Raw genomic sequence first — 21968 nt, 5'->3', positions numbered from 1 at the left:
ATGTCGATGCATATTGAGATTGGGCTGAACGCAATAGCCAGCTACCGGCGCATGAGCTATGAGATTTGGTATGCCTTGGCCGAGTATGTAGACAATTCGACTCAATCTTACGCGAACAACAAAGCCGATCTTGACGCCGCCTATACGCGGGAAGGGGAAGGGCTCGAGGTCCGCATCACTTATGAACGACAGGGTAGCGATCCAGTTCTGCGTATCGTCGATAACGCAATGGGAATGAACTATCAGGACCTCGAGCATGCCCTGAAGGTTGCATACCCGCCAGCTATCAGCACTGGCCGGTGCAGATATGGCATGGGTATGAAAACCTCTTCCTGTTGGATCGGCAACCGGTGGTCGGTCACGACGAAAAAGCTAGGCGACACAAATGAATATACTGTCGAAATCAACGTCAGAAAAATAGAAAATGGTAATTCCGAGCTTGTGACGAAGACCATAGCAAACCAGCCCGCAGATACGCACTACACGCGTATCGAGATACGCGACCACAATCGGGAGTTTAAGGGGCGTACTATTTCGAAGATCAAGGACTATCTGCGCTCAATGTATCGTATGGACTTCCGCGCCAAGTCGCTGCGGCTCTTCTACAACGACGAGGAAATGATCTGGGAGGAGTTCGATTCCAAGCTGCGCCGCAACAAGGCGGGCGAACTCTACAAGCGCGAGTTCATTTTTGATGTCGGCGGCCGCACAGCTTATGGCTGGGCGGGTATTTTGGACGTTGGAGCACGGGCGGATACGGGCTTCTCCATGCTGCATTCAGATCGAGTCGTTAAAGGTTGGCCGGACGCCTGGCGGCCTGAGGGCATCTACGGCCACAATCGCAACGATCTGCTGAACCAGCGGCTCCTCGGGGAAATTCACCTTGAAGACTTCGATGTGACACACACTAAAGATATGATTCAATGGTATGGTGACGAGGAAGATCTGGTTGAAAAGGGTCTCAAAGATGCCATCGCGGATTTGCTCCCAATCGCTCGTACCCCTTGGAAAGATCAGGAAGATGAGCGCGGGCCGACGGACGGTGAAGTCGATTTAGCAATATCCGGCCTGCGCGACGAGCTGACGTCGCCTGAGATGATCGATAAGATCTCGATCACGGTACTACCTCCCGAAGAAGCCCTTATCGCATCTTTGGCACGCATCGCCGAACCGGTAAAAGCCGGGCGCACACCCGATATTCAGGCCAAGATCGGCGATCTAGAGGTCTGGGTATATGTGGTGCCGACCGACGTCGGCCCATTTGACCCTTATGTAGTCTGCGAGACTGGCGCTAATTCGAAAGTCATTGTCATCATCAACATGCAGCACCCGCATGTTTCTCAGATTTCGGGTGAGCAAGCGCTGATGAATTATTTTCGACATTGCGTGTACGATGCTGTGGCGGAATGGCAGGCGCAGAAGGTGCGCTCGACGCTAGATTCTAATACTATCAAAATGCTCAAGGACGGACTGCTGAGGGTATCGCTATTGATGGAACAGCACGCAGCCTCATCGAGGGAGAAACACGGCGCCATATAGCCTAGGCGACCAGTCAGTGCTTGTGGGCCGTCCCCGGGGCGGCCATACCACGGTGCTGGTCCGCCAGCATTTCCGCCGGCATGATGTTCGCCAGGGTGGTCTGCAGCTTGTTCTTCCAGCCGCTGACCACGTCGGCCTCACCCTTCATCAGGGCGTCGAAGCCATCGCGAGCGACCTTGGCCGGGTCGTCCTTCTCGGCCGTGCCCATCTCCGTGTCCATCAGCTCGGCGCGGCGGAAAAAGTCGGTGTCCGTCGGCCCGGGCATAAGGCAGGAGACGGTGACGCCCGTGCCCTCCAGCTCATTGCGCAAGGCGTAGGCGAAGTTGTCCAGGAAGGCCTTGCTCGCGTTGTAGACGGCCTGGTAGCTGCCGGGGATGAAGCCGGCGATGGACCCGGTGATGAGGATGCGGCCCGAATTCAGCGCCCGCATGCCCCGGCCCACCAAATGGATCAGATACACGGTGCCGGTGACGTTGGTATCGATCACCCGCTTGGCCTTGATGAAGTTCTGGTCGAGGAAGCCCTTGCCCAGGCCCCGGCCGGCATTGGCGAACAGGGCGTCCACCGGACGGCCTTGGGCCTGGATGGTGGCATAAAGCGTATCGACGCCGTCCAGGGTGGCCAGATCGGCCTGCACCGCCTCGACATGCGCGCCCAGCGCGCGGAAGGTGTCGGCGGCGTCATGGATTTCGGGTTCATCGGCAGCGACCACCAGGTCGAAGCCGTTCTGGGCGCATAGCTTGGCGAGTTCGTAGCCGATGCCGGTGGAGGCACCGGTGACGACGGCCAACAGCCGCACGGGCGCACGGGAAGCAGCCATGGCGTTTCTCCTTCTTGGGGACTGGCTAATGGGATGGTCAGGGCTTCATCACGACCTTGATGCAGCCGTCCTGCTTGTCGCGGAAGGTTTTGTAGAGTTCCGGCCCCTCCTCCAGCGACGCGCGGTGGGTGATGACGAAGGACGGATCGATCTCCCCCTCCTCGATGCGGCGCAGCAGGTGGGGCAGGTAGCGCTGCACCGGCGTCTGGGCCATGCGGAAGGTCAGGCCCCGGTTGATGGCGGACCCCATGGGGATCTTGTCCAGCAGGCCGCCATAGACGCCGACGATGGAGACGGTGCCGAAGTTACGGCAGCACATGATGGCCTGGCGCAGCACGTGGGGCCGGTCCGTTCCCATGAAGGTCGCGACCTTGATGCGGTCGACCACGGCGTCGAAGCCGCTGCCGATGTCGGGTTCCGTTCCCACCGCGTCGATGCAGGCGTCGGCGCCCCGGCCCTGGGTCAGGTCCATGATGCGGTCGTAGATGTCCTCTTCCTTGAAGTCCAGGGTCATGGCGCCGCCCTGCCGTGCCAGTTCCAGCCGCTCGGGCACATGGTCGATGGCGATGACCCGCTCCGCCCCCAGCAGGTAGGCGCTGCGGATGGCCATCTGGCCCACCGGGCCGCAGCCCCAGATGGCGATGGTGTCGCCCGGCTGGATGTTACAGAAGTCGGCGGCCATGTAACCGGTGGGGAAGATGTCGGACAGGAACAGCGCCTGCTCATCCGTCAGGCCGCCCGGAACCTTCAGGGGGCCGACATCCGCGTAGGGGACGCGCAGGTACTCCGCCTGGCCGCCGCTGTAACCGCCCAGCAGGTGCGAATAACCGAACAGTCCCGCGGGCGAGTTGCCCCACAGCTTGGTCGCCTTGGCCTTGTCGGGGTTGGACCGCTCGCAGGCGGAGTAATAGCCGCGCTTGCAGAAGAAGCACTCGCCGCAGGAGATGGTGAAAGGCACCACCACGCGGTCGCCGACCTTCAGGTTGCTGACGCCGCTGCCGACCTCGACCACCTCGCCCATGGTCTCGTGGCCCAGCACGTCACCGCTTTCCATGGAGGGAATAATGCCGTCGTAAAGATGCACGTCCGAGCCGCAGATGGCACAGGCCGTCACCTTGATGATGCAGTCGCGGGCATGCTCGATCGTCGGATCGGGGACATGTTCGCATCGAACATCGCCCTTGCCGTGCCAGGTCAGCGCTTTCATGAGGTATCCCTTCCACGTCGATCACGGATTGAACGGGAAGACCTCTCCGGCGCTGCGGACTTGAAGCGAGGGTGGTTCCCCGAGTGCGGGATCAATCCGGACGGCACGGCGGGGTTCCGCTTATGGCGCGAAATTTACCCAGGCGGGACGGTTCCGGTCAGGCCAGCGCCTTCTGCTTGGCCACCAGGGCCAGCATGGTGGCCATGAAGGCATCCTGCCGCACCGGCTTGGTCAGCACCGGGACGCCGGGGTATTTTGCCTGCATGCTCGGCGACAGCATCTGACCGCTGTAGAAGAAGAAGGGAATGCCCCGTTCGGTCAGGATGTCGGCCACGGCTTCGGAGGTTTCGCGCCCCAGGCGCACGTCCAGGATGGCGGCGGTCAGGCGGGGGTTGCGGGCGGCGACGATCGCCTGCGGCACGGTAGCGGCGCTGAGGATATCGGCACCCGCGTCCCGGAAGGTCTCCTCCAGGTTGATGGCGATCATCACCTCGTCATCCGCGACCAGGATGCACGTGCCGGCCAGCGGCAGTTCGGGATCAGCTGTCGTCCCCATCCTGCTCTTCCTCCTCAACGTCGATTTCCATGGTGCACACCAGGCCCGCGGGCTCGAAAAGCCGGGTCACGGTAGCGCCGGGCATACCACGCTCAATCAAAACTCCGCCGAAGCCATGATGTTCCGGCGGAACGACGGCGGGGCCGTCGAATTCCCGCCACGTCACCGTCAGGAAGGGCCGGCCCTCGCGGGTCACTTGGGTCCAAGTCAGTTCCACCCGCCCGCCGGCAACGGAAAGGGCGCCGTACTTGGCGGCGTTGGTGGCCAGTTCGTGCAACACAAGGCCAAAGGGGGTTGCCAGGTGGGGCGGCAGCAGGACGTGCGCGCCCTCCAGGCGCAGGCGTTGCGGGCCGGCAGTGATGTAGGCCGCCAGCTGGATGCGGGCCAGGGCTATCAATTCCGCCCCTTCCCATTGGCAATCGACCAGCAGGGTATGCGCCCGGGCCAGCGCGGTCAGGCGGCCCTCGAACAGGTCGACGAAGCGGTCGCTGGATCCGGCCGTGCGCAAGGTCTGCCGGGCCAGTGACTGCACCACCGCCAGGGTGTTGCCCACGCGATGGCGCAGTTCGCCCAGCAGCAGGCGCTGGCGCCGTTCCCATTTCTTCCGGTCGGTGACATCGCGCGTGCTTTCCAGCACCAGCCGCCGGCCGCCGACGCTGACCATCTCGATCTGGCTTTCCACCGTCAGCACCCGGCCGTCCTTGGTGGTGTGCCGCAGCTCACCACTCCAGGCGCCCTTTTCCGACAGGGCCTGGCGCACAATATCGAAGCTGCCGTCCACCGGCGCCGATCGCAGCAGTGCCGCCACATCCTGGCCCTTCGCCTCTTCGCGGGAATAGCCGTACAACTCCTCACTGCCCCGGTTCCACTGAACGATGCCGTCGTCGAACTCCCAGACGAAAATAGGCGCGCGTGAGAATTCGACCAGGCGCATCTCCTGTTTCAGCCGCGCCTCGCTGTCGCGCAGGGCTTCTTCGACCCGGCGGCGCTCGGTGATGTCGAAGAAGGTCACCACCACGCCGTCGATGCGATCGTCGACGGTGCGATAGGGCCGGATACGGACCAGGTACCAACCGCCGTCCCGGCTTTGCACCTCATGCTCCAGCAGCGTCAGCTCCCGCAGCACGGCGTGGGCGTGGTCCGCCAGCTGGTCGTAATCCAACTGATGGGTGAAGTCGGTGATGGGCCGGCCGGCGTCGGTGGCGGTGATGTTGAACAGCTCCGTCACGCGGGGCGTGAAGCGCTTGATGCGCAGCGAGGGGTCCAGGAACAGGGTGCCGAAATCCGCCGCCGCCATGAGGTTCTGCAGGTCGCTGTGCGCGCGGGACACGCTGGCCAGCTTCTGCTTCAGCTCATTGTTGACGGTCTGCAGCTCCTCATTGGTGGATTGCAGCTCCTCCTTGCTGGTCTCCAGCTCTTCGGAGGTGGATCGGTACTCCTCGTTGATGGACTGCAGTTCCTCGTTGGCGGCCCGCAATTCCTCGTTCGTTGCCTCCGATTCCTCCCGCGTGGCCCTCAGGCGGTTTTGCGCCAGCTGCAATTCCTCCTGCAACTGGCGGATGGTCTCATTGGTCGGCTCACGATCCTGGCCGCCTTCGTCCCCGTCGTCATCCGCCCGCACCGTCTCGCCCTCGATGAACAGCACCAGGGCGTAGCGGCTGGGGTCGCCTTCCTCAAGGACCGGTTTCACCTGCAGATAGACCCGCTGGGGCTGGCCTTCGAACTTCACCACCAGCGGCCGGGTCAGCGTCGCCTCCTTCCGGTCGAAGGCGCGGTGCAGCGCCGCCTCGAGGTCGAAGCGCAGTTCGGGCCGGACCATGTCGGTGGCCACCGTGGTGACGGGCCCGCCCGAGGGTTGCAGGAAACGGCCGGCGGTTTCGGACAGATGGATGGCGCGGTGCGTCTCATCCACCAGCATGCTGGGTGGCGCCACGCGTTCCAGCATCTGGCGGTGCAGGGCCACGTCGCCCCCCGGACCCAGGGGCCGGTGCGCGGTCGCGCCACGGCTGGGTGCCGCATGGTGGGTGCTGGGCATGATGGGCAGGGCCGTCCGCCTTTCCCCGGTATTGGGAACCATGCGGTAGATGCGCGCGTCGCGGTCCAGGGCCCGAAACAGGCCGGGGGGATGGTCGGCGTTCTCAGACGCGCCCAGGAACAGGAAGCCGCCGGGGTTCAGCGCGTAGTGGAAGGTGGTGCAGACCTGGTGCTGCAGTTCCCGGTCCAGGTAGATCAGCAGGTTGCGGCAGGACACCATGTCGACCCGGGCGAAGGGCGGGTCGCGCAGGATGCTGTGGCTGGCGAACATGACGGTATCGCGCAATTCCCGACGCACCCGGTAATGGTCGCCCTCACGCTGGAAGTAGCGGCGCAGATATTCCTCTGGCACGTCCTGGTCGATGGTCAGGGGGAAGCAGCCCTCGCGGGCCACGACCAGCGCATCGGCGTCCAGGTCGGACCCGAAGACCTGGATTTCGGGCCGCACGTCGCGGCGCGCCGCTTCCTCCAGCAACAGGATGCCGATGGTGTAGGCTTCTTCGCCCGTGGCGCAGGCGGGGACCCAGATGCGGATGGTGTTCGCCGCTTCCTTCCCTTCGAACAACTGGGGAATCACCATGGCCGCGAGCTGATCGAAGGCCCGCTTGTCGCGGAAGAAGGTGGTGACCGAGATCAGGAAGTCGGTGAACAGGGCGTGGGCCTCGTCCGCGTGCTCCCGCAGGTAAGTGTGGTACTGGCTCAGCGTGTCCTGCTGCGTGACCTGCATGCGCCGTGTGATGCGCCGCGCGATGGTGGCACGCTTGTATTGGCTGAAGTCATGGCCCACGCGCACCCGCACATGAGCCAGGATGCGGCGCATCATATTCTCGTCGTCATCCGGCGCGGTCAGCGCCTCGCCATCCTTCCGGTTCCGCAACAATTCCGCCAATTGCCGGGCCAGGTCGCGCACGGGCAGGACGAAGTCGGCGGCGTCGGTGGCGATGGCGTTGCGGGGCATGGAGGCGAATTCCGCCTCGTCCGGGTCCTGCACCAGGACGATGCCGCCCACCTCCTTGATGGCCCTGACACCCACGGCGCCATCCGCGCCGGCACCCGTCAGGATGATGGCGAAGCCGTCGCTATGCTGCGCCGCCAGCGACCGGAAGAATAGGTCGATGGGCGCCCGCTTGGCCCGCGGCTCGTCAAACGACAGGGCCGAGATCATGTGGTCGGCGATGTTGAGCGCGCTGTCCGGGGCGATGACATAGACGTGGTTGTTGCGCAGATGCACCCGATCGGTGACCTGCGATACAGGCATGCGGGTGCGGGTCGCCAGGATCTTGGCCAGTTCGCTGCGCCGTTCGGGATTTAGATGGATCACCACGACGAAGGCGGCATTGGGTTCGTCCGGCAATGCCTCGAATAAGGCCTGCAACGCCTTCACCCCGCCTGCCGACGCTCCGATGCCGACGATCGGCGGATCGGTTTCCAACTCCACATGCCCCTCCAACGCCCTTGGCCTCATCACGCCGGCCGATCAGTCCAACCTTCCGCAAGAGCTGTCATAAATCATTGAAACCATGGACAACCGCGCCCATGGGCCGTCGCCCGCTGGCTTGTGAAGAACGCAGCCCGGGGCCTGCGGCGCAAGGATGACAAAGGAACTATGCCCATCGCCGCTCCCTCAATCCCCGAGGGTATAGGCCCGCACATAGTCGCCGATCCTGGTGCCGAAGGAGCCGTGGCCGCCGTCCACGGTGACGATGTATTGCCGCCCGCCTTGCTCATAGGACATGGGGGTGGACTGGCCCCCGGCGGGCAGCCGGTCCTGCCACAGCAGCCGGCCGTCCGTCACATCGAAGGCCCGGATGGCATAGTCCATGGTGGAGGTCAGGAACACCACGCCGCCCGCCGTCACTAGCGGCCCGCCCAGCATGGGCACCCCCAGTTCCAGCGGCACCGGCACCGGCGCCATGTCGCGGATGGTACCCACGCGGTGGCGCCATACCACGGTGTTGGTGCGCAGGTCGATGGCCGCCAGCTCACCCCAAGGCGGCTGCAGGCAGGGGATGCCCAGGGGCGACAGGAAAACACCCAGGTTAGCGCCGAAGGGCGTGCCGTACATGGGCTGCACACCCAATTCCGTCCCCGGCGGATGCTGGCCGTTGGGGGCCGCCGGGTTGTCCTTGCCGCGTGGCACCAGGCGGGAGACGAAGGGGATGGACATGGGATTGGCAATGGCCACTTGCCGCCGCGGGTCGATGGCGATGCCGCCCCATTCGAACATGCCGAGGTCACCTGGGAAGACCAGCGTGCCCTGCAGCGATGGCGGGGTGAAGGGCCCCTCGTAACGCAGGCGCTTGAACAGGATGCGGCAGGCCAACTGGTCGAACATCGTGCCGCCCCACATCTGCGCGCCCGTCAGCTTGTCCCGGGGGCGGAAGCTCAGTTGCGAGGCGGGCTGCGTCGGGGACAACCGGTCGCCGGGCGCGGGTCCCTGGGGGACCGGCACCTCTGGCGCCGGCACGATGGGGTGCCCGTCCCGGCGGTCCAGCACGAAGATGTTGCCGGTCTTGGCCGGGACATAGACAGCCGGCACCGGTCCGGCCGGCGTCGCCACGTCCACCAGGCTGGGCTGGGCCGGGACGTCCATGTCCCACACGTCGTGGTGCACGTTCTGGTAGGACCAGCGCAGCTTGCCCGTGGCGATGTCCAGCGCCACCAGGGCGCTGTCATAACGTTCCTGCGCCGGCGTGCGGTTGCCGCCCCAAATGTCAGGGGAGGACGATCCCAGCGGCACATAGACCAGGCCCAGCCCCTCGTCCACCGCCGAAACGATCCAGGAATTGGGGCTGCCGGCGGTGAAATGGTGGGTGGCCGACGGCATCTCGTTCGGGTCGGGATTGCCGGCGTCGAACGCCCAGAGCAACCGGCCGCTGTAGACATCGAATCCCCGGATGACGCCGGACGGCACCTTGCCGGAGTAGTTGTCGATGACGGCACCACCCATGATCAGCACCCTGTCCGTCACCGCCGGCGGGGAAGTGCCCTGGTAGAAACCCACCTGCTTCACCTCGCTGCCGCGCTTCAGGTCGATTTGGCCATGGTCGCCGAAGCCGTCGCAGGGCTTGCCGGTTTCCGCGTCCAGGGCGAACAGCCGGCCGTCATCGGTGGGCAGGTAGATGCGGGTGGGACATTCGGCGGGTGCCGGCGCGCCGTCGGCCGTCGTGCCCCCGGGCCGCGTGCGGTGGAAGGCCACGCCGCGGCAGGTCATGTGCTGGAAACCAGGGTTGCGCTGGACCTGCGGATCGAACTTCCAGCGCAGCGCCCCGGTTGCGGCGTCCAGGGCGAAAACGATCTGGTGCGGGGAGCAGGTGTAAAGCAGGTCGCCGACCTTCAGGGGCGTCACCTCGGTGGTGATCTCGCCGGGGTCGTTGGGCCCCGGCAGGTCGCCGGTGCGGAACTGCCAGGCCAGCTTGAGGCGGCCGACATTCGCAGGGGTGATCTGGGCCACGTCGGAATAGCGGTCGCCCCTGCCGCTGCCGCCATAGGCCGGCCAGTCGGTCGCTGCCTGGTCGGGGGCGGGCGCCTCGAGCCCCATGGGGCGCACCGTTCCCTGGATGGCGTGGCGATCATGCGCCAGGGCGATGCCAACCACCACCACGGCCAGCACCAGCACGCCGCCCAGAGCCAGCACCGGTCCCTTGCCTGCCCCACTCTTGCCCTCCCCACTGGCCGCCGGCGACAGCCCGCGGCTGATGAAAGGCAGCATCAGCCAGGCGCCGAGGGGGACCAACACGTCGCCACGCGGCGCCAGGGCCCAGAAATCGAAGCCCACCTCCCATACCGCCCAGGCCATGGTGGCCAGCACCAGGGCGGCGTGCAGCCACAAAGCCGCCGCCCGCCGGCGCCACAACAGGACGGCGACCGCCAGCAGCGTGACGCCGGCGATGGCGTAATACGGGCTGCCGTGCAGGAGAATCAGCCAGGCACCGCCGACCATGAGATAAAGGCCGAACACCGCGATCAGCGCCGCCGTGCCCGTGGACAGCCGCCGGTCCCAGGCTGCGCTCATGGGGCCGGCTTCCCGGCCTGGACCTTGGCGAAGTGCAGGGTCAGCCAGGCGCCCGTCAACAGCGCGCCCAGCGCCAGCACCGCGAAATCAAGCGTCAGTACCGCCATGACCGGGCGCACCGACCAAAGCAACAGTCCGGCGATGATGTTGGCGAAGCCCCATAGGAAGTTCACCAGGGGCGGGCTGTCGCCGGCGGCGGGTGGCTTGGCGAAGGGCGTGGGAAATGGGTGTCCGTGCAGGCCGGCGACCAGATGGGGGATGCCGTTGCACAGGAAGACCCCGGCGAAAAACAGGGCGATATAGTCCATGGCGGCCACAGCCTCCGCTAGGGGCGACGTCCACCGGCGTGATTCCGGGGATCACGGCCCACAATCCGCCATCACGGGATAAGGTTCCGAAATGGCGGGCCGCCTGGGCTGCCGCCCTTACGGCTGGGTGCCCAACGCGGCCATCAGCGGGCGCGCCTGAAAGACCGTCTTCAGGCAAATGCGGGTGGAGAAGGTCTTGACGCCCGGCAGGCGCGACAGCTCCGTCCGCAACAGTTGGTCCAGCGCCTCGACATCGCGCAGCGCCACCCGCAGGACGTAGTCGAACGGCCCGGCCGTGGTATGGCATTCCAGCACGGCGGGAACCTGGGCGATGGCCTCCTCGAACGCCTGATGGCGCCCCAGGTCGATGGCCACGTCCACGAAGGCCAGCAGCGGCAGCCCCACGCGTGACCGGTCGAGCTCCGCCCGGTATCCGGTGATCACCCCGCCGTCCTCCAGGGCCTGCACCCGGTTCCAGCACGGCGTCTTGGACAGGCCCACCGTCTCCGCAATCTGGGCGAAGGACGCGCGGCCGCTGGTTTCCAGGATGGTCAGCAGGCGCTGATCGATCGCATCCATAGTCGTTCTCCAATTCGCCAAGTTGGCAGAACGATGTTCTTAACGTTTCATCAAGACAAGCATCTTCGTAACAATGTTCCCCTTCGGGGGCGGTATGATCGGGGAAAGGGAAACCTCAAGGAGATCTCGGGACATGTCCCTGGACCGTGCCGCCTGTGCCGCCTTGGATCGCGATGATCCGCTGGCCGAATTCCGTGACGCGTTTGAGATCGCCGACGGCGTCATTTACCTGGACGGCAATTCGCTAGGCGCCCTGCCCAAGGCGACGCGGCAGCGCCTGGCCGACGTGGTGGCGCGGGAATGGGGGGGCGAACTCATCCGCGGCTGGAACACGGCCGGCTGGATCACCCTGCCCCAGCGCGTCGGCGCCGGCATCGCGTCACTCATCGGCGCGGAGGCGGATGAGGTCATCGCCGCGGACTCCACCTCCGTCAATCTGTTCAAGCTGGCGACGGCCGCCCTGGCCCTGCGGCCCGGCCGCCGGGTGATCGTGACGGAGCCGGGCAACTTCCCCACCGATCTCTATATCCTGCAGGGCGTGCGCGACCTCCTGGGCGACCGGGTCGAGCTGCGGGTGGTGGAGCCTGATCACATCGAACAGGCCCTGGACGCGGACACGGCCCTGCTGCTGCTGACCCAGGTGCATTACAAGACGGGCCGCATCCACGACATGGCCCGGCTGACCGCCAAGGCCCATGCCGCCGGGGCATTGGCGCTGTGGGACCTGTCGCACAGCGCCGGTGCCATCGATGTCGACCTGAACGCGGCTGGCGCCGACCTGGCCGTCGGCTGCGGCTATAAATACCTGAACGGGGGCCCCGGGGCGCCGGCCTTCCTATACGCGGCCCGGCGTCACCAAGCGCAGCTGCGCTCCCCCCTCTCCGGCTGGATGGGCCACGCGGCGCCCTTCGCCTTCGGCGACGACTATGCGCCGGCCCCCGGGATCGAGCGCATGCTCTGCGGCACGCCCCCCATCCTGGGCCTGGCCGCCCTCGAGGTCGGCGTCGGCATCATGGCCAGCGCCGATCGTCGTGCGGTGCGCGCCAAGTCCATGGCGCTGGGCGACCTTTTCATGCGGCTGGTGGAGGAATCCTGCCCGGGGCAGTTCATCCTGCATTCCCCCCGCGACGCGCAGGCCCGGGGCAGCCAGGTCAGCTTCGGCCATCCCGAGGGGTACGCCATCATGCAGGCGCTGATTGCCCGGGGGGTCATCGGCGACTTCCGCGCCCCGGATGTGATCCGCTTCGGCTTCGCCCCGCTCTATGTGCGCTATGTCGACGTTTATGACGCGGTGGCCCACCTGAAAGACATCATGGACAGCGGCGCCTGGCAGGATGCCGCCTATCAGACCCGTGGAGCCGTGACGTGACCGACATCGCCCGTCCCCATACCGCCGCCGTCGATCTGTCCGGCGAGGGGCTGCACACCGCCCCACCGATGAGCTATGGCAGCTATCTGGGGCTGGAACAGCTGCTGGCCGCCCAGCATCCCCGTTCCGGCGAGCATGACGAACTGCTGTTCATCATCATCCACCAGGCGTCCGAGCTGTGGATGAAGCTGTCCCTGCATGAGCTGCGGGCGGCATTGCGGCAGATCCAGGTGGACGACCTTGGGCCGGCCCTGAAGATGATCGCCCGGGTCAGCCGCATCCAGGCGCAGCTGATCCAGTCGTGGGAGGTGCTGTCCACCATGACACCGGCGGATTACAGCCTGATCCGCCCCCATCTGGGACAGAGCAGCGGCTTCCAGTCCTATCAATATCGCCACCTGGAATTCCTGCTGGGCAACAAGAACGCCGGCATGATGACGGTGCACCAGGGCGAGCCGGCCATCTTCGCGGCATTGGAAGAGAGCCTGAACGCCCCCAGCCTGTATGACGAGGCCCTGCGCCTGCTGGCCCGCCGGGGGTTCGACATCCCGCAAGAGAAGCTGGAGCGTGACTTCGCCCAGCCCTATGAGCCGGACGCCCGGGTGCAGGCCGCCTGGCTGGCGGTCTACCAGGACCCGCACCGGCACTGGGAGCTGTACGACCTGGCGGAAAAGCTGGTGGATCTGGAATACCGTTTCCAGCAATGGCGCTTCAGCCACATGAAGACGGTGGAGCGCATCATCGGCTTCAAGCCCGGCACCGGCGGCACCGGCGGCGTCAGCTACCTGGTCAAGGCGCTGAGCCTCAGCTTCTTCCCCGAATTGCTTTCCGTGAGGACGGCGCTATGACCCGCATCTGGGACATCACCCAGCCCATCCGCCCCGGAATCCCCGTGTGGCCCGGCGACACCGCCTATCAGGAGGAACGGGTGTGGGCCCTGGGGCCCGGCTGCCCCGTCAATGTCAGCCGGCTGACCCTGTCCACCCACACCGGGACTCACGCCGACGCCCCCCTGCACTATGACGCCGCCGGCCTGCCCATCGGCGCCGTCGACCTGGCGCCCTACCTGGGGCCCTGCCGTCTTATCCACGTGGTGGATGGCGATGGGCCGGTCATGCCGGCGGAGGTGGCGGACAGCCTGGCAGGCGCGCCGCCGCGCATCCTGCTGCGCACCTATCAGCGCTTCCCGCACGACCGCTGGGTCAGCGACTTCCGCGCCCTGGACGCCGCCACCATCGACCTGATGGCCGCCCATGGCGTGCGCCTGGTGGGGGTGGACGCGCCGTCGCTGGATCCGGAGACGTCCAAGGACCTGCTGGCCCACAACGCCGTACGCCGCAACGGCCTGGCCATCCTGGAGGGGCTGGTGCTGGACGACGTGCCGGCGGGGGATTACGAACTGATCGCCCTACCCCTCAACCTCGCCCACGCCGACGCCGCCCCCGTCCGCGCCATCCTGCGCGCGCTGTCTTAGGATCGGAATCAGCTGTGCAGGCCGGGGGCCTCCTGCCCGGTGCTGGCCACATATTCGGTATAGCCGCCGCCGTATTGGTGGATGCCTTCCGGCGTCAGTTCCAGCACGCGGTTGGACAGCGTGGCCAGGAAGTGGCGGTCGTGCGATACGAACAGCATGGTGCCCTCGTACGCCGCCAGGGCGGTGATCAGCATCTGCTTGGTGTCGAGGTCCAGGTGGTTGGTCGGCTCGTCCAGCACCAGGAAGTTGGGCGGGTTGTACAGCATCATGGCCATCACCAGCCGGGCCTTCTCTCCGCCCGACAGGACGCGGCAGCGCTTTTCCACGTCGTCGCCGGAGAAACCGAAGCAGCCGGCCAGCGCCCGCAGCGATCCCTGGCCCGCCTGGGGGAACTTGGCCTCCAGGGCCTCGAACACCGTCTGCTCACCATCCAGCAGCTCCATGGCGTGCTGGGAGAAATAGCCCATCTTGACGCTGCCGCCGACGGTGACGGTGCCCGCATCCGGCTGGTCGGCGCCCGCGATCAGCTTCAGCAGGGTGGACTTGCCGGCGCCGTTGACGCCCATGACGCACCAGCGCTCCTTGCGGCGGATGGTGAGGTCCAGGCCCTGGTAGATGGTGCGGCTGCCATAACCCTTGTGCACGTTCTTCAGCACCGCGACGTCATCGCCCGAGCGCGGCGCCGGCGGGAATTCGAACGTCACCGTCTGGCGGCGCTTCGGCGGCTCGATCCGCTCGATCTTGTCCAGCTTCTTGACCCGGCTCTGCACCTGGCTGGCGTGCGAGGCGCGGGCCTTGAACCGCTCGATGAACTTCAGCTCCTTGGCCAGCATGGCCTGCTGGCGCTCGAACTGCGCCTGCTGCTGCCGCTCGTTCAGGGCCCGTTGCTGCTCATAGAACACATAATCGCCGGAGTAGCTGGTCAGCGACCCGCCGTCGATCTCGATGATCTTGGTGACGATGCGGTTCATGAACTCCCGGTCATGCGAGGTCATCAGCAGGGCGCCGTCGTACCCCTTCAGGAAGCCCTCCAGCCAGATCAGGCTTTCCAGATCCAAGTGGTTGCTGGGTTCGTCCAGCAGCATGGCGTCGGGCTTCATCAGCAGGATGCGGGCCAGGGCCACGCGCATCTTCCAGCCGCCGGACAGCATGCCGACGTCCTTGTCCATCATCTCCTGGCTGAAGCTGAGGCCGGCCAGCACTTCCCGCGCCCTTCCCTCCAGCTCGTAGCCGCCCAGCTCATCGAAGCGCGCCTGCACCTCGCCATAGCGCTCGATGATCTCATCCATGCGGTCGGCCTGGTCGGGGTCGGCCATGGCGGCCTCCAGGATGGCCATCTCCTTGGCCACCTCGCTGACCGGGCCGGCGCCGTCCATCACCTCCGCCACCGCGCTGCGGCCGGACATCTCGCCCACGTCCTGGTTGAAGTAACCTATGGTGATCTGCTTTTCCACCGACACCTGGCCGGTGTCCGGCAGTTCCTCACCGGTGATCATGCGGAACAGGGTGGTCTTGCCGGCGCCGTTGGGACCGACTAGGCCCACCTTCTCACCCCGGTTCAGGGCCGCGGACGTCTCCATGAACAGGATGCGGTGGCCGTTGTGCTTGCTGATGTTTTCGAGGCGGATCATGGGAACCGGATTCCAAAGGCGTGATTGGCCCCCTTATGCCACAGGATGCGCGACACGATAGTGCCCGGATCGGCATACCCGTCCAGCGATGGGGCAGCGCCCCGCACATCCTGGCCCCGAAATTTTTTCCCATTGCCCATAACGGATTTTTGGCGCCCGTTCGTCATCCAGGGAAAGGGCGCCCGTTTGCGCGCAGAAATACCGAGGGAGGAAGGACGTCCGGTGAACAGAAGTGCGGTGGATCTATGGTTTGTGGAGGAAGTCCTACCCTTGGAGGCGGCGCTGACCGGCTACCTGCGCCGCAAATGGCGGGAGGCGTCCGAGATCCCCGATCTTCGGCAGGAAATCTACACCCGCGTCTACGAGGCGGCGACCGTGGCGATCCCTGAGATGACCAAGCCCTTCCTGTTCATGACCGCCCGGAACCTGTTGATCGACCGCGCCCGCCGCGCGCAGGTGGTCTCCATCGAGACCGTCATCGATCTTGAGGACCTGGACGTGGCCGACACCGTGCCCAACCCGGAACAGAGCGCCGTCGGCCGCGAGGCCATGCGGCTGCTGCAGGCTGCCATCAACCGCCTGCCGCCACGCTGCCGCGAGGTGACCTTGCTGCGCAAGGTGCACGGCCTGCCCCAGCGCGACGTGGCCCGCCGCATGGGCATCAGCGAAAGCACGGTGGAACAGCAGGTGGCCAAGGGCGTGCGCCTGATCGCCGACGCCATGGTCGACATCGTCCCCGAACCCGGGACAGCCCGCTTCGGACGGCGTTTGCGCAAAATGGGGCCGCGCCAGGTGGGGCGGCCATGATGGAGCACGATCCCATCGAGGAACAGGCGGCGCGCTGGCTGGCCCGCCAGGATGCCGGCCCGCTGGACGCGGCGGCCAAGGCAGGGTTCGACGCCTGGATCGCCACCTCCACCCGCCACCGCGTGACCTACCTGCGGCTGGAGGCGGCGTGGCAGCGGGCCGACCAGCTGCGCGCCACCCGCCAGGCCCCCGCCCTGCCCCCGCCGCGGGCCGGCTTGGTGCGTGCGCCGTGGCGCCGCTGGGCGCCTATGGTGGCCGTCGCCGCGGCGGTGGCCCTGGTCGCCGTCGTTCCCACCTTGGATGACTGGGACTGGCCCTTCGCCGCCGGGCAGAAGTTCAGCACCGGCGTCGGCGACCGCTATACCGCCCACTTGCAGGACGGATCGCAGATCGAGCTGAACACCAACACGCGCCTGCGCGCGTCCGTCGGCCAGACAACGCGCGAGGTGCGGCTGGACAAGGGCGAGGCCTTCTTCGAGGTGGTACACGACGACAAGCACCCCTTCGTCGTCATCAGCGGCGACCTGCGCATCGTCGACGTAGGCACCAAGTTCTCCGTTCGCCGTGAAGGCGACAGGCTTGAGGTGGTGGTGGCCGAGGGTGCCGTCCTTGTGGAGGACATGGCCCATCCCAATGAGGTGGGCCCCACCCTGGTGACGCAGTTGAACGCGGCGGTGGCGCAGCCCAAGGCCATCCGGAAAAGCCCGCGCAGCGAGGAACAAGTGCGGGACTCCCTGGGTTGGCGCCACGGGACGCTGGTCTTCACCGACCGCCCCTTGCGGGAGGTGGCGGCGGAGTTCAACCGCTATAACCGCAAGCAACTGGTGGTGCCGGCCGACGGCCCCATGGGCGATATCCGCATCGGCGGCAGTTTCGAGGCCACCAATGTCGACGCTTTCGCCCGCCTGCTGCACAGCGGTTTCGGCCTGAAGGTAATCGACGACGGCAGGGAAATAAGAATTTCAAATTGAGGATAGGGGATCCGGCACGGTCCTTCGTCATAGCCAAATACAACAATCCAGAAATGAGGGAGAAATCGTGCCAAACCCGAATATCCGTCACGCCCTTTCCGCCGCCCTTCTGACGACGGTCTGCTGGCCAGCCCTAACGCAGGCCGCTGAATCCATGGCGGTGCCGCAACCTTCGCGCGCGATCACTTTGGCGTCCGCCGCCGAAACGATGATCGATGTCCCGGCCGGCGACCTGCGCACCGCGCTGGAAAGCTATATTCGCCAGACCGGCTCGCAGCTGATCTACAAGGCCGACGACGTTGCCGGCATCAGCACCAAGGGCGCCCAGGGCCGCCTGTCCGCCCAGCAGGCGCTGGACAGCATCCTGGCCAACACGGGCCTGACCGTGCACCGCGACCCGTCGGGCGCCGCGGTGGTAAGCCGCAAGTCCGACCGCGCCGCCACGGCGACCCCGGCCCTGCGCAATGCCGCCGCCCAAGGAGGTGCTACGGAAGGCGCCGCCGCGCAGCCCCAGGTCGCCCAGGCCACCCCCACCACGTCGGGCACCGACGACACCGTGCAGATGGGCGGCGCGCCCGACCTGCAGGAAATCATCGTCACCGGCCTGCGCTCCAAGCGCAACCTGCTGAACGCCTCCGTCGCCATCACCGCGGTGAACGAGGCCGACCTGGCCCAGAAGGCGCCGCGCAGCACGGTCGACGTGCTGGAAATGATCCCCGGCATCTTCGTCGAGGGCACGGCCGGCCCCGTGTCCAACAACTACTCGGTGCGCGGCCTGCCCGGTGGCACCCAGCAGTTCGTCCGCCTGATCGAGGACGGCATGCCCGCCATCTATGGCGGCCTGAACGATGACGAGGTGTTCCAGAACGACATCTCGATCGACCGGGTCGAAGCGCTGCAGGGCGGCAGCTCGGGCATCCTGACGCCCAACGCCGCCGGCGCCTCCATCAACTTCATCTCCCGCAAGCTGAACTTCGACGAGGCCGGCGGCATCGCCCGCATCACCGGCACCACCTATGGCGACCGGCGCGGCGACCTGTGGTTCTCGTCCCCCATCCCGGACCTGAAGGACACGGCCTTCGCCATCTCCGGCTACTACGACAGCACGCCGGGCGTGCGCAGCTCCCCCTTCCGGTACGAGACCTATCACATCAAGGGCCAGCTGGAGCACAAGTTCGAGGACGGCTGGATCCGCTTCACCGTCAAGGACTGGGACGAGCACGACCCCTACTACGCCGACCAGCCCTACGCCTATAACAACGGCACCATTTCCAGCGTGCCGGGCCTGGACACCCAGTTCGGCAACATCATCGGCAAGGGCTTCGCCAACGTCAGCGTGCCGGACTCCTGCTACGCCAACGGCCAGTGCTTCCGCAATTTCAGCATGCAGGACGGCATCCACGCCACCGGCCACCAGTTCCGCGTGGATGGGGAGCGTGAGTTCGACCACGGCATCTCCCTCTTCGCCCGTGGCCGCTATACCGAGACGGATTGGGACTTCAACGGCGTGTTCGCCGGCAGCGGCACCGGCAACGGCGGCCTGGCGTCGGCCCTCACCTACCTGACGCCCACCAGCGCATCGCCCATCTACGACCTGCTGCAGTCCGGCCTGGCCGCTTTCCCGGGCACCACGCAGTTCGGCATCCGCAACCTGACCAACGGCCAGGTCACCGCGGCGTCCAATGCCGCGGCCCTGAACGCGCTCAACGGCAACGGCCTGCTGCAGCAGACCGTGCTGAACCGCCAGTTGGTGAAGCTGCGCGACTGGGGCAGCGATTTTGGCGCCAAGTGGGACACCTCGGGCGATGGCTGGACCAACAGCCTGACCGTGGGCGGCATGATCTACGCCACGGACATCGCCAACGATCAGTCGGGCGTCTCCACCGTCATCAACGACGTGAAGAACCAGTCCAACATCTATGACATCGTGGCCATGAACAGCGCCGGCAACGTGCTGGGCACGCTGGGCAACAACGGCCTGATCTCCTACGGCAACTGGGGTGCGGGCATCAGCGCCACCCACCAGACGTCGAAGTCGGTCTATGTGAACGACGAATTCGCCTGGAACCAGGACCTGCACTTCGACTTCGGCATGCGCTATGAGCGCGAGGACACCGTCGGCGTGGCGGGCAACAGCTCGCCCCAGCCCATCCCGGCGGGCGTGGGCGGCATCGTCCAGGTAAACCCGAACGCCTTCAACGGCACCTACAACTACACCTCGGGCCATGAGTCACCGGTGCACGTCACGGCCGGCGTCAACTACACCATCGCCCAGAACCTGTCGGTCTACGCCCGCTACGCCCACGCCTACCAGACCCAGGGCACCAACTCGCAGGCGGCCGCCCTGAGCCTGTACGAAGGCGGCGTCACCTATTCCGATTATGGCCTGACCGGCACCGTCCGCGGCTTCCGCACCGAGTTCAAGAACCAGACCTGGGGCGGCGGCGTCAACCCGGCCGATCCCAACCTGAACCAGGGCTTCTTCGCCGATTCCGAAACCAACGGCGTCGACGTCGATCTGTACTACCGCCCGCAGTACGAGCCGCTGAGCGCCTTCGGCGTGCACGCCCAGGCCACCTACCAGGACCCGACGTTCAGCAACGTCAAAGTCGGCTTCATCGACGTCAACGGCACCAACATCGCGCCGCAGGTGGCCGCCTTCTACAATGGCAAGATTCCGGGCCGCACCCCGAAGATCCTGTATGCCATCACGCCGGAGTACAACCTGCCCAACAACAAGGGCCAGATTTACCTGCGCTACAAGTACGTCGGCCGCATCTTCGCCGACAACGGCAACCAGGTGGAGCTGCCCGGCTACGGCGTCGTGACCATCGGCGCCATCTACAACCTCACGCCCGCCATGACGCTGAACGTCAGTGTGGACAATGTCACGGATGAGCTGGGCCTGACGGAAGGCAACCCCCGCCAGGGCTTCACTCAGCAGGTCGTGAACGGCTACTTCTATGGCCGTGGCATCGTCGGCCCCAACGCCATGGTGTCCCTGACCGCCAAGTTCTGACCCTCTTCCTCCCCTGGGCGGCGGATCAGTCTCGGGGCCCGCCGCCCGCTTTTTTTCTGAAGGAGAGCGAAAGCCGTGTCAGATCGACGGATCCGGAAGGTCGTCATCCTGGGCGGGGGCACCGCTGGCTGGATGACGGCGGCGGCGCTGGCCAAGGTCAACACCCCGCCGCAGTTCGAGGTGACGCTGATCGAATCCGATGAGATCGGCATCATCGGCGTGGGGGAGGCCACCATCCCCACCATCCACTGGTTCAACCGCCTGGTAGACCTGGACGAGGCGCAGTTCCTGCGCGAAACCAAGGCCACCTTCAAGCTGGGCATAGAGTTTGTCGGCTGGAACGGTGGCGACAGCCGCTATTTCCATCCCTTCGGCCGCTATGGCGGGCCGGCCGACGCGCAGATGTTCTTCCACCGCTGGATCCGCGCCACCCTGGGCGGCTTCCCGCACGGCCACCAGGATTATTCCCTGGCCACGCTGGCGGCCATGGCGAACAAGTTCGGCCCGCCCGCCACCGACCCCAATTCCCTTTTCTCCACCCTGGGCTACGCCTACCACTTCGACGCCGGCCTCTACGCCGCCCATCTGCGCCGCCGGTCTGAGGCGCGCGGGGTGAAGCGTATCGAAGGCAAGGTGGAGCAGATCGAGCAGGATCCGGAGACCGGCTTCGTCACCCGCCTGACCACCCACCGGGGCGAGGGGGTGGAAGGCGACCTGTTCATTGATTGCTCCGGCCTGCGCGCCCTGCTGATTGAGGGCGTGATGAACAGCGGGTTCGAGGACTGGTCGCACTGGCTGCCCTGCGACCGCGCCCTGGCCGTGCCGTGCGAGCGTGTCGCCGCCCCCGTCCCCTACACCCGCGCCACCGCCCACGCCTTTGGCTGGCAATGGCGCATCCCGCTGCAGCACCGCACCGGCAACGGCATCGTCTACAGCAGCCGGTTCGCCAGCGATGATGAGGCGGCATCCACCCTGATGGCCAACCTGGACGGCAAGGCGTTGGCCGACCCGCGCCTGATCCGCTTCCAAACCGGGCGGCGGCGGCGGTCCTGGGTCAAGAATGTCGTCGCCATCGGCCTGTCCAGCGGCTTCCTGGAGCCCTTGGAATCCACCTCCATCCACCTGATCCAGAGCGGCATTGCCAAGCTTCTGTCCCTGTTCCCCACCCGCGATTGCCCCGAGGAGACGGCCGGCCAGTTCAACCAGGTCTATGGCGCCGACGTTGAATCGGTGCGCGACTTCCTGGTGCTGCACTACAGCCGCACCCAGGGCCGGGATGAGCCGTTGTGGCGCCACTGCCAGGCCATGGCGGTACCCGAGGGGCTGTCGCTGAAGGAACGCCACTTCACCCGCACCGGCCGCATCGTGCTCTCGACCGATGAACTGTTCCGTGAGGCCAGTTGGTTCGCCGTGCTGATGGGCCAGGGGCTGCGGGCCACCGACTACAACCCGCTGCTGGACACAATGCCGGCGGACGAGAACCTGGCCTATTTGCTGCGCCTGCGCGACCAGATGGCCAAGGCCGCCGCCACCCTGCCCAGTCACGAAGGGTATCTGCACCGCGTGATGGGACCAGCCTGATCCCATCCCTCCCCGTCTTTCCACCCCGCCACCGCCCCAGTCCCCGGGGCGGCGCACC

Annotated in this window: 16 protein-coding genes; 8 read left to right on the top strand and 8 right to left on the bottom strand. The window is 66.1% G+C overall.

The window, feature by feature from the left end; all coding sequences use genetic code 11:
* The gene (locus tag FBZ87_RS20890; protein ID WP_145612535.1) at positions 1-1539 is read left to right on the top strand and encodes an ATP-binding protein; all 1539 of its coding nucleotides are present in this window, start codon (positions 1-3) and stop codon (positions 1537-1539) included.
* A gap of 13 nt (positions 1540-1552) precedes the next feature.
* On the opposite strand, the gene FBZ87_RS20885 is transcribed toward FBZ87_RS20890, so the two are convergent.
* The 7 genes from FBZ87_RS20885 to FBZ87_RS20855 all read right to left on the bottom strand — a co-directional run bounded on the left by FBZ87_RS20885 (position 1553) and on the right by FBZ87_RS20855 (position 11058).
* Positions 1553-2359 (bottom strand): SDR family NAD(P)-dependent oxidoreductase, encoded by an 807-nt coding sequence (locus FBZ87_RS20885; RefSeq protein WP_145612534.1) that lies wholly within the window; start codon positions 2357-2359, stop codon positions 1553-1555.
* A 37-nt stretch (positions 2360-2396) separates the two neighbouring features.
* Positions 2397-3566 carry a zinc-dependent alcohol dehydrogenase gene (locus tag FBZ87_RS20880; RefSeq protein WP_040850348.1) on the bottom strand — a complete coding sequence of 390 codons (1170 nt, stop codon included), beginning with the start codon at positions 3564-3566 and terminating at the stop codon, positions 2397-2399.
* 157 nt (positions 3567-3723) lie between these two features.
* On the bottom strand, positions 3724-4122 hold the full coding sequence (locus tag FBZ87_RS20875) for a response regulator (RefSeq protein WP_145612533.1): 399 nt from the start codon (positions 4120-4122) through the stop codon (positions 3724-3726).
* A complete protein-coding gene (locus tag FBZ87_RS20870) occupies positions 4106-7594 on the bottom strand; it encodes a chemotaxis protein CheB (protein WP_145612532.1) in 3489 nt (1162 codons plus the stop codon). The genes FBZ87_RS20875 and FBZ87_RS20870 overlap by 17 nt, the downstream gene beginning before the upstream one ends.
* A gap of 186 nt (positions 7595-7780) precedes the next feature.
* Positions 7781-10171 (bottom strand): membrane-bound PQQ-dependent dehydrogenase, glucose/quinate/shikimate family, encoded by a 2391-nt coding sequence (locus FBZ87_RS20865; RefSeq protein WP_145612531.1) that lies wholly within the window; start codon positions 10169-10171, stop codon positions 7781-7783.
* A complete protein-coding gene (locus FBZ87_RS20860) occupies positions 10168-10479 on the bottom strand; it encodes a hypothetical protein (RefSeq protein ID WP_145612530.1) in 312 nt (103 codons plus the stop codon). Before FBZ87_RS20860 ends, FBZ87_RS20865 begins: the two co-directional genes overlap by 4 nt.
* A gap of 117 nt (positions 10480-10596) precedes the next feature.
* On the bottom strand, positions 10597-11058 hold the full coding sequence (locus FBZ87_RS20855; protein WP_145612529.1) for an Lrp/AsnC family transcriptional regulator: 462 nt from the start codon (positions 11056-11058) through the stop codon (positions 10597-10599).
* A 133-nt stretch (positions 11059-11191) separates the two neighbouring features.
* Between FBZ87_RS20855 and kynU the strand changes: the two genes are divergently transcribed.
* Genes kynU through kynB form a run of 3 tightly spaced genes read left to right on the top strand, consistent with a single transcriptional unit; the run spans position 11192 to position 13901 of the window.
* Entirely contained in the window at positions 11192-12427 is a 1236-nt protein-coding gene (gene kynU / locus FBZ87_RS20850) for a kynureninase (RefSeq protein WP_145612528.1), read from the top strand.
* Positions 12424-13275: a tryptophan 2,3-dioxygenase gene (gene kynA, locus FBZ87_RS20845; protein WP_246134518.1), complete on the top strand. Its 852-nt coding sequence runs from the start codon at positions 12424-12426 to the stop codon at positions 13273-13275. The genes kynU and kynA overlap by 4 nt, the downstream gene beginning before the upstream one ends.
* The gene (kynB, locus tag FBZ87_RS20840) at positions 13272-13901 is read left to right on the top strand and encodes an arylformamidase (protein WP_145612527.1); all 630 of its coding nucleotides are present in this window, start codon (positions 13272-13274) and stop codon (positions 13899-13901) included. Before kynA ends, kynB begins: the two co-directional genes overlap by 4 nt.
* 8 nt (positions 13902-13909) lie before the next feature.
* On the opposite strand, the gene FBZ87_RS20835 is transcribed toward kynB, so the two are convergent.
* Positions 13910-15532, bottom strand: a complete 1623-nt coding sequence (locus FBZ87_RS20835) for an ABC-F family ATP-binding cassette domain-containing protein (RefSeq protein ID WP_145612526.1) — start codon at positions 15530-15532, stop codon at positions 13910-13912.
* A 222-nt stretch (positions 15533-15754) separates the two neighbouring features.
* On the opposite strand from FBZ87_RS20835, the gene FBZ87_RS20830 reads away from it, so the two are divergent.
* The 4 genes from FBZ87_RS20830 (at position 15755) to FBZ87_RS20815 (ending at position 21910) form a co-directional block, all read left to right on the top strand.
* A complete protein-coding gene (locus FBZ87_RS20830; protein ID WP_211107036.1) occupies positions 15755-16339 on the top strand; it encodes an RNA polymerase sigma factor in 585 nt (194 codons plus the stop codon).
* Positions 16336-17310 carry a FecR family protein gene (locus FBZ87_RS20825; protein WP_145612524.1) on the top strand — a complete coding sequence of 325 codons (975 nt, stop codon included), beginning with the start codon at positions 16336-16338 and terminating at the stop codon, positions 17308-17310. Before FBZ87_RS20830 ends, FBZ87_RS20825 begins: the two co-directional genes overlap by 4 nt.
* A gap of 208 nt (positions 17311-17518) precedes the next feature.
* The gene (locus tag FBZ87_RS20820) at positions 17519-20329 is read left to right on the top strand and encodes a TonB-dependent receptor (RefSeq protein ID WP_186454884.1); all 2811 of its coding nucleotides are present in this window, start codon (positions 17519-17521) and stop codon (positions 20327-20329) included.
* Positions 20330-20404: 75 nt separating this feature from the next.
* Complete coding sequence (locus FBZ87_RS20815) at positions 20405-21910, top strand: tryptophan halogenase family protein (RefSeq protein WP_145612522.1); 1506 nt, start codon at positions 20405-20407, stop codon at positions 21908-21910.
* Positions 21911-21968: the final 58 nt, after the last annotated feature.

It is taken from the genome of Nitrospirillum amazonense (assembly GCF_007828035.1).
GTDB lineage: Bacteria > Pseudomonadota > Alphaproteobacteria > Azospirillales > Azospirillaceae > Nitrospirillum > Nitrospirillum amazonense.
Note: the sequence above shows the minus strand (reverse complement) of the source record. Positions and strands in the feature narration are given on the sequence as shown.

Coding starts and splice junctions, on each gene's coding strand:
- kynU (WP_145612528.1), top strand. CDS start 11,192: ATGTCCCTGGACCGTGCCGCCTGTGCCGCCTTGGATCGCGATGATCCG.
- FBZ87_RS20865 (WP_145612531.1), bottom strand. CDS start 10,171: ATGAGCGCAGCCTGGGACCGGCGGCTGTCCACGGGCACGGCGGCGCTG.
- kynB (WP_145612527.1), top strand. CDS start 13,272: ATGACCCGCATCTGGGACATCACCCAGCCCATCCGCCCCGGAATCCCC.
- FBZ87_RS20860 (WP_145612530.1), bottom strand. CDS start 10,479: ATGGACTATATCGCCCTGTTTTTCGCCGGGGTCTTCCTGTGCAACGGC.
- FBZ87_RS20855 (WP_145612529.1), bottom strand. CDS start 11,058: ATGGATGCGATCGATCAGCGCCTGCTGACCATCCTGGAAACCAGCGGC.
- FBZ87_RS20820 (WP_186454884.1), top strand. CDS start 17,519: ATGATCGATGTCCCGGCCGGCGACCTGCGCACCGCGCTGGAAAGCTAT.
- FBZ87_RS20880 (WP_040850348.1), bottom strand. CDS start 3,566: ATGAAAGCGCTGACCTGGCACGGCAAGGGCGATGTTCGATGCGAACAT.
- FBZ87_RS20825 (WP_145612524.1), top strand. CDS start 16,336: ATGATGGAGCACGATCCCATCGAGGAACAGGCGGCGCGCTGGCTGGCC.
- FBZ87_RS20890 (WP_145612535.1), top strand. CDS start 1: ATGTCGATGCATATTGAGATTGGGCTGAACGCAATAGCCAGCTACCGG.
- FBZ87_RS20875 (WP_145612533.1), bottom strand. CDS start 4,122: ATGGGGACGACAGCTGATCCCGAACTGCCGCTGGCCGGCACGTGCATC.
- FBZ87_RS20885 (WP_145612534.1), bottom strand. CDS start 2,359: ATGGCTGCTTCCCGTGCGCCCGTGCGGCTGTTGGCCGTCGTCACCGGT.
- FBZ87_RS20835 (WP_145612526.1), bottom strand. CDS start 15,532: ATGATCCGCCTCGAAAACATCAGCAAGCACAACGGCCACCGCATCCTG.